General features: G+C 53.3%; 13 protein-coding genes and 2 pseudogenes. 4 read left to right on the forward strand and 11 right to left on the reverse strand.

All coding sequences use genetic code 11. The annotated features are described in order from the left end of the window. The first annotated feature begins 51 nt into the window (after positions 1 to 51). Positions 52 to 1,278 carry a KGK domain-containing protein gene (locus SPI6313_RS02655; protein ID WP_072619596.1) on the forward strand — a complete coding sequence of 409 codons (1,227 nt, stop codon included), beginning with the start codon at positions 52 to 54 and terminating at the stop codon, positions 1,276 to 1,278. 1 nt (position 1,279) lies between these two features. Then, positions 1,280 to 2,251, forward strand: a complete 972-nt coding sequence (gene tilS, locus SPI6313_RS02660) for a tRNA lysidine(34) synthetase TilS (RefSeq protein WP_072619597.1) — start codon at positions 1,280 to 1,282, stop codon at positions 2,249 to 2,251. 26 nt (positions 2,252 to 2,277) lie between these two features. Here tilS and ygfZ read toward each other — a convergent pair whose 3' ends face one another. Then, on the reverse strand, positions 2,278 to 3,339 hold the full coding sequence (gene ygfZ, locus SPI6313_RS02665; protein ID WP_072619598.1) for a CAF17-like 4Fe-4S cluster assembly/insertion protein YgfZ: 1,062 nt from the start codon (positions 3,337 to 3,339) through the stop codon (positions 2,278 to 2,280). Between the two features lie 292 nt (positions 3,340 to 3,631). Here ygfZ and dnaN point away from each other — a divergent pair, with 292 nt between their 5' ends. Then, positions 3,632 to 4,798 carry a DNA polymerase III subunit beta gene (gene dnaN, locus SPI6313_RS02670; RefSeq protein ID WP_072619599.1) on the forward strand — a complete coding sequence of 389 codons (1,167 nt, stop codon included), beginning with the start codon at positions 3,632 to 3,634 and terminating at the stop codon, positions 4,796 to 4,798. Positions 4,799 to 5,002: 204 nt separating this feature from the next. Here the strand turns inward: dnaN and hemB are convergent, their stop codons facing one another. From hemB to SPI6313_RS02710, 8 genes and pseudogenes are all read right to left on the reverse strand, one after another. Continuing rightward, entirely contained in the window at positions 5,003 to 5,974 is a 972-nt protein-coding gene (hemB, locus tag SPI6313_RS02675) for a porphobilinogen synthase (RefSeq protein WP_217650724.1), read from the reverse strand. 122 nt (positions 5,975 to 6,096) lie between these two features. Continuing rightward, on the reverse strand, positions 6,097 to 6,276 hold the full coding sequence (locus SPI6313_RS02680) for a hypothetical protein (RefSeq protein WP_072619600.1): 180 nt from the start codon (positions 6,274 to 6,276) through the stop codon (positions 6,097 to 6,099). A 267-nt stretch (positions 6,277 to 6,543) separates the two neighbouring features. After that, positions 6,544 to 7,002: pseudogene (locus SPI6313_RS02685) on the reverse strand (ribonucleotide-diphosphate reductase subunit beta); the annotation flags it as partial. Positions 7,003 to 7,049: 47 nt separating this feature from the next. After that, positions 7,050 to 7,730, reverse strand: coding sequence for a GIY-YIG nuclease family protein (locus tag SPI6313_RS02690; RefSeq protein WP_072619602.1), 681 nt, complete (start codon positions 7,728 to 7,730; stop codon positions 7,050 to 7,052). A gap of 280 nt (positions 7,731 to 8,010) precedes the next feature. Beyond that, positions 8,011 to 8,214, reverse strand: coding sequence for a ferritin family protein (locus SPI6313_RS02695; RefSeq protein WP_217650481.1), 204 nt, complete (start codon positions 8,212 to 8,214; stop codon positions 8,011 to 8,013). Positions 8,215 to 8,488: 274 nt separating this feature from the next. Next, a pseudogene (locus SPI6313_RS22665) lies at positions 8,489 to 8,701 on the reverse strand (ribonucleotide-diphosphate reductase subunit beta); the annotation flags it as partial. A 268-nt stretch (positions 8,702 to 8,969) separates the two neighbouring features. Further along, the gene (locus SPI6313_RS02705) at positions 8,970 to 9,155 is read right to left on the reverse strand and encodes a ribonucleoside-diphosphate reductase (protein ID WP_072619603.1); all 186 of its coding nucleotides are present in this window, start codon (positions 9,153 to 9,155) and stop codon (positions 8,970 to 8,972) included. A 169-nt stretch (positions 9,156 to 9,324) separates the two neighbouring features. After that, positions 9,325 to 11,574: a ribonucleoside-diphosphate reductase subunit alpha gene (locus SPI6313_RS02710; RefSeq protein WP_072619604.1), complete on the reverse strand. Its 2,250-nt coding sequence runs from the start codon at positions 11,572 to 11,574 to the stop codon at positions 9,325 to 9,327. A gap of 317 nt (positions 11,575 to 11,891) precedes the next feature. Here SPI6313_RS02710 and SPI6313_RS02715 point away from each other — a divergent pair, with 317 nt between their 5' ends. After that, positions 11,892 to 13,865 (forward strand): hypothetical protein, encoded by a 1,974-nt coding sequence (locus tag SPI6313_RS02715; protein ID WP_139276466.1) that lies wholly within the window; start codon positions 11,892 to 11,894, stop codon positions 13,863 to 13,865. Positions 13,866 to 13,877: 12 nt separating this feature from the next. On the opposite strand, the gene SPI6313_RS02720 is transcribed toward SPI6313_RS02715, so the two are convergent. Both SPI6313_RS02720 and SPI6313_RS02725 read right to left on the reverse strand, forming a co-directional pair. After that, entirely contained in the window at positions 13,878 to 15,005 is a 1,128-nt protein-coding gene (locus tag SPI6313_RS02720) for an aldo/keto reductase (RefSeq protein WP_072619606.1), read from the reverse strand. An 11-nt stretch (positions 15,006 to 15,016) separates the two neighbouring features. Beyond that, positions 15,017 to 15,526 carry a bifunctional nuclease family protein gene (locus SPI6313_RS02725; RefSeq protein WP_072619607.1) on the reverse strand — a complete coding sequence of 170 codons (510 nt, stop codon included), beginning with the start codon at positions 15,524 to 15,526 and terminating at the stop codon, positions 15,017 to 15,019. Between the last annotated feature and the right edge of the window lie 191 nt (positions 15,527 to 15,717).

Consider the following 15,717-nt stretch of genomic DNA (forward strand, 5'->3'; position numbering starts at 1 on the left):
CCCATCCGGCAGGTTAACGAAAACACGCTTAACCAGTGGAGTAAGAGAACTGTGGAAAATCGCTTTGAACCCCTTGACGGTGATGAGGTGCTGTCGGTTGATGAATCTGCCCAAATTTTTATTGGACATCGGACGTTCCGCGTCAGCGAAATCGCAACAGCATTGAAAACCCAACTCTTGGAATATGGACTAGGAGGCATCACCGTCGAAAAAGAAGGATGGTTCAATCCAGAAGGGATTTCCTGCGAAGCCTTAAAGTTTGGGGCGAATCGCTGGCTCAAAGGTAGGGTGAAAATCAGTATTGACTTTTGCCCGGACGACATTCAAACCCTTTCCCCGAAACCTCCATCCCCAGCGCCCACCCCGGCTGCCCCCTCGCCCCCTGTGAGCACACCGCCTGTCTTCCCAGAGGATGAGTTAGTCACGGCTATTCCTGACCCCAGCCCGGTGCTCGAACCGAATCCCGTTGAGGCTCCACCGGCACCCGTGGCGGAGGAGCTTGAGAGCAGCAGTGATGAGTTCGACCTCACCGCTGAGGATGATCTCTTTGCCCCGACGCTGGATGCACCGGACGACATCGAGGAGGAGCTTGATTTTGGTGAATCCCTCGATCTAGATGATTCCGGGGATGTGGAACAAGCGGCCGCCGAATTTTGGTCCGATGATGACGATGATGATGATTTTGCCGCGAGTCCGGCGGCAGCCTCGGATGAGGATGATTTCTTTGGGAGTGAGTTGGATGACGATGAAGCGGCAATGGAAGCGATCGCCGCCCCCGCACCCCCTGTGACCGATGATGATGACGATGAAGAGGATGTTTTTGGCGAGTTAGCGGATGATGAAGACGATATCTTCGGGGACGATGATGAGGCCGATGCCCTCGTTGATGATGTCTTTGCCGATGCGCCGGTGGATCTCGACAGTGATGACGATGATGACGAGTTTGACCTGAGCGGGGATTTGTTTAATGAGGAGGAGACGACGGCGGATGATGAAGATGACCCCTTTGGTGAGTTAGGCAATGATGACAGTTTGTTTGATGTGTCTGACGAGGATGAGCTAGAACCTAGCCCTGCGGTTGCTGCGGCCTCGGAGGATATTGTGCTTGAAGATGCTGATGATATTTTTGGCGATGATGATACCGATTGGGGGCTGTCTGGGGATGACGAGGATGATCTCGACTTTGGGGATCTAGATACCGCCAACAGTTCGGAGGCATCGGGTCAAGAGGATGATGTGATTGCGGATATTTGGCAGGATATCGACGAGTTGAGCTAGGGTGTGGAGCGATCTTCATAGTCGAGTTCATCAGGTCATTCGTCAGCGATCGCTGATTCCCCCCCACACTCGCCTCCTTTTGGCTGTGTCCGGGGGTCAAGATTCCCTCTGTTTACTGCGGTTGGGGCTGGATCTACAGTCCCGTTGGGGTTGGTCGCTGGCGGTGGCCCATTGTGACCACGGCTGGGCGACGGATGCGGGGATTGCTGACCATGTGGCGGCGATCGCCTCTGGGTATAATCTGCCCATCTATCACGCCACAGCGGAGAATCTGCCCGAAACCGAAGCCGCCGCCCGCCATTGGCGCTATGCTGCCCTCACCGCATTAGCCGAAGCGCATCACTATCCCTACGTCCTCACGGGCCACACCCAAAGCGATCGCGCTGAAACCACCCTCTATCACCTCATTCGCGGCGCGGGAACCGATGGCCTGCGATCGCTCCCCTGGCAGCGTCCCCTCAGCCCCACCGTCACCCTTGTGCGCCCCCTCCTCACCGTCACCCGCACCGAAACCGCCCAATTTTGCCACACCCACCACCTCCCCATCTGGCATGATGTGGCCAATGAAAATCTTGCCTATGCCCGCAATCGCCTCCGCCACGAAATCATCCCCCAGTTAAAAACCCACTTCAACCCCCAGATCGAGCAGGCGATCGCCCACACCGCCGAACTCCTCCACGCTGAGGTAGACTACCTCGAAGCGCAAGCCCGCCAACTTTATCATCAGACCTATCACCCCGACCCGCCCCGCCTCCATCGTCCCACCCTCAACGAGCATCATCTCGCCCTTCAACGGCGCGTCATCCGGCAGTTTCTCGCCCATCATTTACCCCACGCCTCCACCTTTGCCCAGATTGAGCAGGTGCAAGCCCTCCTCACCGCCCCCAACGGCAGCCGTAGCAGCACGTTACCGGGGCAATGGTGGGCCATTGTCGATCGCCCCTGGCTACTGTTGCAGCGGGTTGATTCATAAACCACAGCGCACCACTTAAACTCAATCTACTTCACGGCTTCACCTTCGTAATAGTCGTGGCTGAGGTAGGGGGCGGGGACGAGTTCGCCGGTCAGGTCGCCGATTTGTACCGTTAACCCTGCGCCGCCGGCCTTGGTGCGCACATAACCCAGTGCGATCGCCCCGCCCTCCGTCGCGATCGCACTCGTTACCCGTCCCACCTTTTCCCCCGCCACCAAAATCGGGGTCTCTGCCGCCACCGGGCCGGGCAGGTTAATCTGCCAGAGCCGCTGTTTCACACCCTGATAGGTGTTTAAACGGGCGATCGTCTCCTGACCGATGTAGCAGCCCTTCGTGAAGGACACCGCCCGCCATAACCCGGCTTCGAGGGGGTTGTAATCGTCGGTGAGTTCCGTACCGGGTTGGGGGCGACCTTGGCGAATCCGGAGGGTCTGCCAGAGACGATCGCCCATCGGCACTGCCCCCGCAGCGGTCAGTTGATCCCACAGATCCGCCGCCTCAGCAACCGGAACCCACAGGGTATAGCCCGGTAGATCAAGACCCGTGCTCTTCACCAGGCGCAGGCTGAAATCGGATAGCGCGATCGTGCGGTGACGGTAGGGAGTCGCCGGATCGGAGTCACCCACGAAATCGGCGAGGACGGTTTCAGCGTTTGGCCCCATCAGGGTCAAAAGAGCATAATCAGCGGAAACATCGGCGATCGCCACCCGATCCATCGGGAAAATATACCGATCCATCCACTGGGCTAGGGGCTGTCCTTGGCCGGGGGACAGTTCGAGCCACAGCCCCGTTTCCGTACAGAGCACCGTGGCGAGATCGAGGGTGCGAGCAGTGGCATTGACAAACACCGTTTCGCACCCTTGGCCGGGCTGGAGAGCAGCGATCGCATTCGTCGTTTGGTTGTGGAGAAATTGTTTCGCATCCTCGCCGGTAATCTGGAGCTTGTCCCAATGGGTGCGATCGCAAATCACCGCCCCCGTCTCTAGGGCAGCCTGAGCCGCTGCCTCGTTGCCAAAACTCCAGGGAACCGGGCTTACCTCATCAAACTGCGCTCCCGCAGCAACGAGGCGATCGTGCAGTGTCGTCATAGTCTTGTCCTAAAAAGATCACATCACCCTTTAGGATCGCACGAAAAATTCCCAACAAAAAAGAGAGCCACCGTGGCGGCTCCCCCAATCATCAGGGTGCATCTATAGTTCACACTATAGCACCCCAAAAGAGGGGTGTCACCCCTCACCCCAAAAAATAAAATAAAAAATTCCTGCTAAATCGCTGTATGCCTCACTGGGTAAACAATTCAAGGCTGATCAAAAAATCCCTTGATTCCCACGTCTGACACAATGGGAATTCCGATTTGAAATTTTGAGTGATTCCGTTGCCATGAAACTTGTTTGCAGCCAAAGCGACCTCAACAGCAATCTTTCCCTCGTCAGTCGAGCCGTTCCCGCTCGTCCGAGTCATCCCGTGCTTGGCAACGTCCTGTTAATCGCGGACGAAAGCAAACAGCGTATCCGGCTCCGAGGCTTTGACCTCAGCCTTGGGATCGAAACCAGCTTTCCCGCCCAAGTCACCCAGAGCGGCGACATCACCCTCCCCGCGAAAACCCTCGGCGATATCATCTCCCGTCTTCCCGATGGCGAAATCACCCTCACCCACGAAGACGACGACACCGACGAAGGCGGCCTCGTCACCCTCACCTCCACCTCTGGCCGCTACCAACTGCGCAGCCTCAACGCCGAAGACTTTCCCGAACTGCCCACCGTGGATGATGGCGACTCGATTCTGCTGCCGGTGGAGTCCCTCGCGGAGGGGTTGCGATCGACCCTGTTTGCCGCCAGTACCGAAGAAACCAAGCAAGTTTTAACCGGTGTCCATGTCACCCTCGGTCGGGATGCGATCGAATTTGCCGCCACCGACGGCCACCGTTTAGCCGTCCTCGAAACCCCCAACGATCGCGACGACGATGCCGAAGCTAACACCGCCACCGATGGCCTTGAAGTGACCATTCCCGCCCGGGCGCTGCGGGAATTGGAGCGGATGCTCGGCCTCCGTAATAAAGAAGATGGGGTAACGCTGCATATCGATGCGGGTCAAGTCATTTTTGAACTAGGGGATGATCTGAAGCTCACCAGCCGCAAACTGGAAGGGGCTTACCCTGCCTATCGTCAACTCTTGCCGACGCAGTTTTCCAATCAAGTCACTGTGGATCGCCGCAAATTTCAAAGTGCCCTAGAGCGGATTGCGGTCTTGGCGGATTCTCGGAATAATGTGGTGCGCTGTACGATTGACCAAGGGCGGCAACAGGTGCAGTTGTCGGTGGAATCCCAGGATGTGGGTAGTGGCCGGGAATCGATGGACGCGACAGTGAGCAGTGATACGCCCAAAGAAATCGCGTTCAATGTGAAGTATTTAATGGACGGGTTAAAAGCCCTGTCGAGTAGTGAAATTACCATCCATCTCAACTCGGCAACGCAACCCGTGATCTTCACGCCCCTGAGCGGCTTAAAAATGACCTATCTCGCCATGCCAGTGCAGTTGCGGGATTAGCGCGATCGCTCGCATTGAATCGGCAGGATTGCCTCACATCAGGAGCGATGAGTGATCGCTCCTGGAGCAACCTCCTCTCCCCTGTCTGATTGAGTTGATCAAGCAACTGAACTCGTTGTAGATTGCCAGAAATACGGTTCAAAAAATGCAAGGTCATCACTAATATTTTCTTGATATAAAGAACGTAATCGGTTATCGATGCAGTCAATAGCTACGCAGAGCGAGAGCCGCCTCTTTCGCGAAATAGGTCAAAATCACATCGGCTCCCGCTCGTTTCATGCTGGTTAGGGTTTCCAGCATCACCGTTCGCTCATCAATCCAGCCCTGCTGCGCCGCTGCTTTGACCAGCGCATACTCCCCACTGACGTTGTAGGCAGCAACCGGTAAATTTGTGTGCTGCTTAATGCGGCAAATCACATCCAGATAGGCCAAAGCAGGTTTTACCATTAAGATGTCTGCCCCTTCTGCAATGTCTAGCTCCACTTCCTTGAGGGCTTCTCTGGCATTGGCTGCATCCATTTGATAGGTCTTTTTATCGCCAAACTTGGGAGCTGAATCCAGGGCATCCCGAAATGGCCCGTAGTAAGCGGAGGCATATTTGGCGGCATAGGCGAGAATCCCTACGTCGATCCAGCCTGCTGCATCGAGTGCCTGGCGAATGGCTCCCACTCGACCATCCATCATGTCTGAAGGAGCGACAAAATCGGCTCCTGCTTCTGCTTGCATCAGAGCTTGTTTGACCAGCACGGCAACGGTTTCATCATTGAGAATCTGCCCATTTTTGACAATGCCATCGTGGCCCTCACTGCTGTAGGGATCGAGGGCTACATCGGTGATCACCAGCATTTGGGGAACTGCCTGTTTGATGGCGCGGATCGCACGGGGAACTAAGCCATCGGGATTGTAGCTTGCGCCTCCCCCGTTGTCCTTTTGGTGATGGGGAATGAGGGGGAAGAGGGCGATCGCCCCAATGCCCAGATCCTGCGCTGCCTTCACCTCATCTAGCAATAAATCCAGAGAATAGCGGAAACAACCGAGCATCGAAGGCACTTTTTCCCGCAGTCCCTCCCCTTCCATCACAAACAGGGGATAAATCAGGTCATCCACCGTCAGCACCGTTTCCCGCACCATTCGCCGCAGTGCCTCTGTGCGACGTAGCCGACGGGGACGGCGCATCGAGACATCCGTTAAGGTCGCAGACTTAGCCGCCACTTCTGGGGCAGACACGAAGGCAGATTCAGGGGGAAGCGAAATTGACATGGATAGTAAAAATGAGAATGATTATCATTCTGAATATCCTACCCCATTTTTTTGACAAAGAGAAACCCAGTTTCTCCTGTGCTAGTGATGGAAGTGCCGCCATCCAAGTGCCAGATCCAAACCGTTCCCGATTGTCTCCCTGCCGCTAGAAATGCGCCATCGGCAGATATCGCCAGGGCATCCACTAATTCTCCCTGCGCCTGCTGTAACAGGGTCATTTCACCCGTCTTTGCCTCGTATCGAACAACTTCGCCTGCCGCAGAACTGGCGGCAAGCCATGCTCAATCGGGCGACCAGGTGATCGCGGTCACGTAATCCGATAACGTCTTGTGCCACGCAACTAGGGCCCGTGGCACGAAACCTCTTTGGCGGCAAGTTAGCCAGTGAGCGGATTGTACCTGCGCTAACCCAATAAAAAAGGGGAATTCATCCCCTTCTTTATTGAGTTTGATTCAGTTTAAAAGGCTAGAGGGTGCGATCGCGCCTTAGATCTCGTCCCAGCCCGTCAAGCCCGACGACATCACGTAACTCGTCACCCCTGATTCAAAGAAATTCGCCTTGGTGTTGCCGTCTTTCTTCGTATCGCTGAACCGCTCTAAATGGGTGTAGGGGGATTTTTTGTAGCGATCGCCCTCATACAAATTATTCAACCCAATCGCCCGCAAACGACTATTGGCCAAATACTTTGTATATTGCTCCGTACTCGCGTCTGTAATCCCCAAAATTTGATTCCCCACAATATGATTCGACCATTGAATCTCCTGCTGAACCGCTATATCAAACAGTTCATACACTTGATCTTTAGAGTGGTTTAACGACTCCATCGCCTCCGGAATAATCCGCTGAAACAACCGCACATGAGATAACTCATCCCGATTGATCATCTTGAAAATATCCGAACTTCCCGGCATCAACATCCGCGATGCTAAGTTGTAGAAATAAATAACGCAACTACCCACGCTTTCACGAGGGGCTAGAGTACACCTTCATCCTACTTTCTTTTTCCCTTACGACTGTCTACTGGACGTACCGGATAAGCCTCTTTAGAGAGTGGACTTATACGATATGTTTCATTATTTATTTTTCGCAAAACTGCTTGAGATTCCCAGCCCCAGCTAGATGCTATGTCTTGAAAACTCAAAGATATATCTCGCAATTGGTCATAAATTTGATGAACCTCATTTTCAGTCAGTTTCTTCCGCTTGACTGTTTTGCGACGCAGAGGATATATGAATGTTTCTGAAAACCAAGTTTTGCCTCGATTAATATCACTAATTACAGTTTCTGAAACTTCATACATGTCTGCGATATCTTTGAATTTCATGTCTGTTGATAACAGCAGAGACTGTAGCTCTGTTACTAGCTGAATGCCAAGCTTTTCGTTTCCACTCACTGACACTTGATTATAGCCAGTGTTGACAGAGTCATAGTCTTGAATCCAAGCAGATTCACGTTCACGTAAACAGTTAAGAGGTATATCGCACTCTAAAACACTAAAAATAAAATTGGTGATATCACTATCTAAGTCGTGATATAGAGGAGTATCAATGACACCCGCACAACGTAGATGTTGACTCAGCCTTCTTCCTAGTGAAAAGTTCGTACAACCGATATACACTTGTCCTGTTTTTGTGTTTTCTATTTTGTAGACAATTCCTGATTGATTACTCATATTCTAGAATGTAAATTTCAACATCATAGAATAGGGAATGTATTGTTTAGGATGTCCCCCGTCTACTCGTTGAACGTTCCCCATTTAGCAGGGCTTCGCTGCTGATTTCCCATTGTTGTGGTGTTGCTGCCTTGCGGCTTCAGCACCATCCCTTGATTTTTTTCTGCTCTCGCTCCGTTACGTTTGTGATTTACCACTCCGCTTTGGCTCAAGGGCTTTAGGGCGTTCCAGCAATTTGAGGGATGTTAACCGACACCTTACGAAATCGGTGGGCCTTGAGTTAATCCAACCCGTTGTAAAAGTACAGACCTTCAAGAATATAGTCCGCAAGCAGAGATACAAAATAGTTTTCTGCTGTGGGATTATCCAGATATTTCTGATACATTCCGGCGACAAACTTACACCGTTCAAGTAAGACCCGATCCGTCCGCCAAAAATCATACACTTCCGCACGACGCTCTGACGGAATGATCGTCTCAATCATGTACTGATACCTTCGTTCAGAAAGAATCGCAAGCTCTTTCCCGTGGGCAAAACCACAGCTATCTGTTACCAGATAGAGCAGACCATCTCTTCATCCCATTGGGATGCCTCCCATTTCCACGATCATTAGCTTACCGTGTACGAGCATTTGCTCTGGTCGTTGAACCTTTAACAAAATTTAATTGTTGCTTGGCTGCTGATTGTCTCTATTAGAGAGTTTCCAGCAATTAGAGAGGTTTTCGACAATCGTTACCGACTGAAGGAGCTATCACTTAACTCTGGTTGTGCATACCTTCTTGGCTGATCTGTTCCGCCATACAGAGGCTAATTTCGGGTGCAGTAATCGAGGCTTTGATGTGCGGAATATTACAGGTTTGAACGGAATCTAAAAAGGTTAAATAGGATAAGATTCCGTCAAAGGCGCGACGTTCTTCTGGCGTGAGGTTTTGATAATCGGTGACATCTTGGGTGATGTCGAGTTTTTGAGGTCATTACTGTTCAACAAAGATCGCTACACTTTGCCCGCTTTTTTAAAGCTGCTTTATGTCACCATAAAGATCGGACTATATCATCATCCTCTTCAGGAGTCCCCCGCTTCGATGGGCGATCGCTTCCCACCTACTCTACTCAGGTTTTCGCCCTTTCGATAGTCTCTACACCTTCTGCGAATCTAATCTTTCTCGCAGCTTGGCACGGTATTGTCTGGTGTTTTTGAGTCAGAGTTTCACCGTTTTCAAGGGATTTTATCTGGACTACCTAATTAATCCAGAAATTCTCACGCATTTGTTGATACAAGTTCACTGCCCAAGGGTAGCGAACATCATTTAACTGCATGAGGTTGGTTACATTGCCAAACCACATCGAGCGGTTTTCAATCCGATCATCCCCAAGGGGATTGAAAATAGGATTGATCGGCATTCTTTGGTTATCAAGTGCGATCATGTTGGGTAAAATATGCCAAAAATTCCAATAGTTTTACATCCTATAAATAGATGAAGTCAAACAAAAACTTCATGCTATCTTGGGACTTTTTGGATCATAACGCAGAGTCGTGAGGATTTTCAAAAATCAATCTGAAGATCTTACAACTTCCTACGCTGGTCACTATTGATTAATTGGCGCAGGCGACACAGGTGTCGGACTCTTTGTAGTTGTCTTTTTGGACGGTGCGGATGTAGTAGATTGCTTTGCAGCCTTGTTCCCAGGCGTGAACGAGGGTTTCATAAATATCCTTGGCTGTCAGCACCCCGTCGTGGTACACACCCTCATTTAGATTGAACAGTAGTTCCATGCTGATGCCTGTGTCGATCCATTGCTGAATCGTGGCGACGGCATCAACGACGATGCGCTGATCCATCACTTTGTTTTCGGTGTAGAACCAGAAGCGATCGCTAATGAAGGGCGGTGCGATCGGGACAACTCCTTTGGCCCACTTGTCGTAGTAAAACTTACTGTAGGTGGGCAGGATGGACGCGGTACAGCCTTGGACGAGGGAGGATGAGGTATTGGGGGCGATCGCGGTCACATGACTGTTACGAATGCCGTGGGTTTGGATGTCCCGTGCAAGTTGATGCCAGCGTTCCGGTTGTGTGGCGTTGGCGTTGATCCAATCCAGATCACGTCCGCCCAGGACATTACCCCGGCTCCACTCTGAACCCTCAAAGGCAGGATATGCGCCGCGCTCCTGGGCGAGTTCCATGGAATAGCGGGTGCAGTGATAACCCATGTTCTCAAAGAGAGTGCTGATTTCGGTGCGATCGCCATACTTCAAACGCCGCTTCGCCAACCAATCCGCCAACCCCATCGCCCCCACGCCAATTGTCCGATAGCGATCGTTATGAGCACCGCTGGCATCGAAAGGGGCATTAGTAAGGTCGATGGTGTTATCCAAAATTCGCACCGATGTTTCACAATGATGCGCCAAATCATCATCAATATTCGCTAAATTCAGCGAAACTAAATTACATGTATGCGCCAATTTACCGGGCTTAACATTACTAAATGACTCCACACACAAGTTTGTTGCAGGAATGTAACCTTCGTGTTTATTCGGGTTTAAACGATTAATGGTGTCCTTAAAACTCATGTAGGGCAGGCCGGTTTCTACCTGTGTCCGCATCGCTTCTTTGAACAGTTCCCGCGCATTGACTCGGTGAAAGAGTTTTAACCGGCCATCTTCACAGGCTTGCTCCACTTCGGCATAGGCAGAGTCAAAGCGATCGCCCCACAGTTCCGCCAACTCAAAGCCTAAGACGCGGTTCACTTCGTAGGGGTCTACCAATGTCCAGTCTTGCTTCGTTTTGACGCGCTGCATAAATTCATCAACGATGACAATCTGTGGGAAAACGTCATACGCCTTCCTTCTCACATCCCCATTCTCGGTTTGGCATTCGAGGAATTCAGGGATATCAAGGTGCCAAATATCGAGGGAAACTGTCACAGCCCCGGCGCGGCGACCGCCCTGATTGACAGCGATCGCTGTATCGTTGAGCAACTTCACCCAGGGAAGCACTCCGCCCGATGCGTTTTCCTTGCCCATCACCCGTGAGCCTGTCGCTCGAATGCGAGAGACATTCATCCCCACGCCGCCGCCGCCTTTACTGATCCGAGCGGTGTTGGTGATTTCGTGGAAGATGCTCTCTAGGTTGTCTTCCATGGCGGTAATGAAGCAGGAGGCCAGGGAGCCACCGGGGACGCGGAGATTGGCGAGGATGGGGGTGGCGAGGGAAATTTTCCGGCTGGCGATCGCTTCGTAAATCCGACGCGCCCACACCATGCGGTTGTGGTGTTCCTCCACTGAGGCGATGAGCAGGGCACAGGTGAGCAGCGCCTCTTGGGGTAATTCATTAGGCAATAAATATCGCTTGGTGAGCATCACCGCTCCGGCATAGTCATAGTCAAGGTCGTAATCGGGGTTGATCCAATTTCCGGCCTGGGCCAGTTCATCGGGGGTGTAGGTGAGGATGCGATCGTCGTAGGCGTTGGCGGTGATTTGGACGTTAACCGTTTGGGGGTAGTTGTCGTACTGGTAGTGACGTGCGACAAGGGTATCTTTCCAGAGGCTCCAAATGTGAAGCCGCCCCGCCACGTACCGCCAATCCGGTTCCTCTGGGCTACACATCTCTAGGGCACAGTTGATCAGATTGTCTTGAATTTCACGGGTCGTAACCCCATGGCGCAACCGTGTTTTTAGACCCGATTCTAACGCCACAGAATTCACCTCAAATCCTTCGCAGGCCCATAACACAACGTCCCGAATCCGTTTGATGTTGAGGGGGGCCGTAGTGCCATCGCGTTTAATGACGCTGATGTTGGGTTGGACGGGGGTGATTAGTGTGGTGGTGTCATGGGTCGGTTGCATTGTTGACGAGAGCCTCTGTTGTCAATAGGTGGTGTTCGATCGCTAGGGATTCCCGATTATATTTGGGGCGGCCCGCCCCCCACGATAGCAAAAAACTCAACGCTACAGGTAGAGCAATTCTAAAGAAAATTTACTTGTAACACACTATACCTAGAAAAACCAGAAATTCGTGTAGGGGGGCGGTTAGGCTGGATCGGGATGGATGGGTGGGGCTGAATGGACTGGGGCGTGACGCGATCGCCCCTGACGGGAATTTTCGGCTCAATCGCTTCCCCTTCCTAAGAATTCAGCCATAATGATGCACAGTATCTTAAGGGTTGCGAATTCGAGATGCGATCGCACCTTCTCGCGCTCTGTGTGGCGTTGTCTTTGAAGTCCATTCTGTTGAATCTGTGATGCTTGGCACTGCTGTCCCTCCCACTGAACTGGCTATTTTTGAAGACCTTGTCCAGCAACGTCTCCATACAGAATTGCCGGAGTTAAGCCCGGTGCATGTCCATGGCACGCTCAAGCAAACAACGTTGTTGATTGTAGTGCAACATCGTGGCCCGGAATTGGCCCATCCGACGCGGGTGTTTCGGTTGATGGAAAGGGTGTTCCATGAGACAGACTTTCACCAACGGTTCCGGAGTTTGATGTATTTAAAGTTAGAGGGGCGATCGCAACCCTACGCCTTTCATAACTATATTCCGCGCCCCCCGGCTGTGGACGTGGCGGCCCAGGTGCGGGCCTATACCCCGGAAGGCATCGCCGAACAGGGGGCGCTGGTGCATGAACCCCCCGAACCGGAAAACCTCGCCCCACCGGAACCGCCCTCCCTACCTCAGGCGGCCGGCCACGAATTGATCGACATGGAAACCGATAATTTGATCCTCGCAGCGGCAGAGGATGGGGAAAACGGATTGCTGGCGGTGGAGCCGGACACGGAAACCGCGCCCCGTGATCCGATTACCGATGCGATCGAGCCAGACGCGGAGGGGTTGTCTTGGCGATCGCTGGATGAGCGGTTTTGGGTTCCGGCGTTGATTGTGGGGACGGTGATTAGTGTGGGGGTCTTTTTCGGCAGTATTTATGCCCTGAGTCGTCCCTGTGTGCTGCGGTCTTGTCGGACGTTGGATGTGGCCCAGGAGTTGGCCAATGAAGCGATCGCCACCCTCCAAGATCCGCCTTCCGGTCAAGCCGTCCTCCAAGCTCAAACCCAACTGGATCGCGCCCTGTTGCTGTTGGAGTCGATTCCCTCCTGGTCGGGGAGCCATGACGACGCGGCAGAACTGCTGCAAGTGTATGAACTGACGGTGGACAATGTGGCGGAACTCGTAGACGCGCTCAAAGCGGCCAATGCGGCGGCCAATGCAACCCAGAATCCGCCCCTGACGGTGGAGCAGTGGCAAGGGGCCTTAGATCGGTGGAATGAAGCGATCGCCGGCCTCGATGCCCTGCCCCCCACGAGCGAGTTTTATCGGTTTGCCCAGAAAAAGGTGCAGGAATATCGCCAAAATGTCAGCATCGTTAACGAACGCTTGACGACGGAAAAAACCGCCGTCGAAAACCTAGCCCTAGCCCAGGAAGCGGCCAAAGTGGCGGACGTGCGCCTCACCATTGCCCAATCGTTGCCGGACTTGCAATTGGCCTATCGCACCTGGCAAACGGCTATTGATGCTCTCAACAACATTCCCCCGGCCACGACTTCCTTTCCTGAAGCCCGCCGCCTCTTGGGACTCTATCAACCGCAACTCAAGGAAGCCCGCGATCGCCAAACCCAAGAAACCTTCGCCACCAACGCCTACAGCAAAGCCATTCGCCTCGCGGCGCAAGCCGAAGCCGCCGCCAACCAAAACCGCTGGACAGAGGCGATCAATGGGTGGAATCAGGCGATCGCCTCCCTGAAACAAATCCCCAGAGACAGCTTCAACGCGGTTCAAGCCCAACCCTTGGTAAATACCTACAGCGATGCCCTCAGTCGAGCCGAATCCCGCTTAGAAGGCTCGCTTCAACTGCAACAGGCCAAGACCGATCTAGATAAGGTCTGCCGCCTCAACGATCGCCAAATTTGCGTCTATACCGTCACCAATAGCAAAATCACGGTGCGTCTCACCCCGGCCTATGTGGAACAGGTACGCCAAACCTCAGAGCAGGCGCGATCGCAAAACAATCTTGAAGCCCAAGTGGATGTGATGGATCACGTCTTTGCCCTCGAACAGGCCCTCGAACGGATTAGCGATCGCGCCGGAATTCCCCTCGACATCTACACCACCAACAATATTTTGGTAAAATCCCACACCCCCAATTAACCCGCAATGGCGTTAATCCTCCCAAAGGCGGCGGCGGGATGGGCCCCGGAGGCGAGCATGGGTGTCACGGAGAAGGGCGGGAATATTGAGGTGATGGGGACAACGGGGCAGACAGTCGCCGCAGTCGGTGCAGCGATCGCCTCGGCGACCGGGGAACCAATGGCCCGCCTTTTCAAACATCCCATAACGATACTTTCCAAAGTCCGTCATCTCATAACCCACCGCCAGATTCCGCAGCCGCAAAACTTCCGGAATCTGGATCGCTGCGGGGCAGGGCAGGCAGGCGTAGCATTGCTGACAGTAATCGGGGCCAAGGGTTTCACCTTGGGCGGTGCGGAGACGGGCGAGGATCTGCGCTTCAGTGGGGGTGAGGGGTTCGGTGCGATCGCCCCACTGCAACGGCTCATCCAGATCGGCGGCGGTGGTAGCTCCGACGCTCAAGGTGGTAATCCGGGAATCGGCCAGTAAAAAACGGTAATTCAACCCCACCGGCGAGATGGGGTGACAGAGGGAACGGAGGCGATCGGGAGGATTAAACAACTGGCCGCCTTTGTCGCGGGGCGAAATGATCAGCGTGCCGAGATCCTGGGCCTGGGCAACATCGAGCACCGGAGCATTGCGCTGGAACAAGAGGTAATAGTGAAGATTGACGAAATCGAAGGCGTGGGTGTGGAGGGCTTTCAGGATCAGCTCTAACGCGCCATGGGTGGAGAAGCCAATAAAACGGATTAAGCCGTCATGCTGGGCCTTTTTAAGCACATCGAAACCGCCTTGATTCAACCAGTGAAGATGTGCCGGGGTGTTCAAACCGTGGAGGGCGAAACAGTCGAGGCGATCGCGCTGTAATCGTTGTAAAGACTGTTCGAGTTGGGGGCGGAGTTGGGCGGGGTCGGCGGTGGGGGTGAGTTTGGTGGTGAGGATGAGGCGATCGCGCTCCCCCGGTGGTAGAGACTGCAAGGCTTGGCCCAGATAGATCTCGCTATTGCCGTAGCCTTGAGCCGTTTCAATGTGGTTAATGCCCCCATCGACGGCAGCGGATAGGGTGCGTTGAAACTGCTGGGGATCATGGAGGCCGCGCATCGTCCCCAGGGAAAAAACCGAAAGCTTGAGGTTGGTGCGACCAAACCGGCGATAGTCCATGGGCTTGGGGGTTAACTTTCGCTTGTGCCCTGTCGTCGTCCCATTTTGATGAAGTCTTCGGGGCTAATATCGGCGACAAAATCGCGGAAGGCTTGGCGTTCTTCTTCGTCGGCATCGCGATCGACGGGGATCGAGGCTTCGGCGACGACTTCTTCCACAACCCAGATCGGGCTGTTGGTGCGCAGGGCGATCGCGATCGCATCACTAGGGCGGCAGTCAATTTCGCGGGTCTGATCGCCCCATTCCAAACAGAGCAAAGCGTAAAACGTGCTATCTTGCAGCGCATGAATCACGATCTTCGACAGAGAAAGATCGAGGCTGTCGAAAATATTGCCGATCAGGTCATGGGTCAGGGGGCGAGGCGGCGGGTCATGCTGTTCAAGCGCCCCAATAATTGATTTGGCTTGGTCTTGGCCGATGCAAATGGGGAGAGCACGACGATCAGACCCATCTTTGAGTAGAACAATGGGACTCCGAGTATAGGCATCGAGAGCAATACCCGCAACAGTCATTTCAATCATCGGCTCATTCTCTCAAATGATTCAACAGCGTTCTATCTCTGAAAGTCGCTGGCAGGTGAGTGGATCGGCTCGGTTCAAGTGGATTAGACTGTGACCTGACTCAACGCCAGTACCAACGATTAACCTTCAGTATGCCCTAGTCTCAGGAAGAATGGGTTAGAACCATTGATTAAGAAATCCGGAAAAATGGC

Origin of the sequence: Spirulina major PCC 6313 (assembly GCF_001890765.1) — a bacterium.
GTDB lineage: Bacteria > Cyanobacteriota > Cyanobacteriia > Cyanobacteriales > Spirulinaceae > Spirulina > Spirulina major.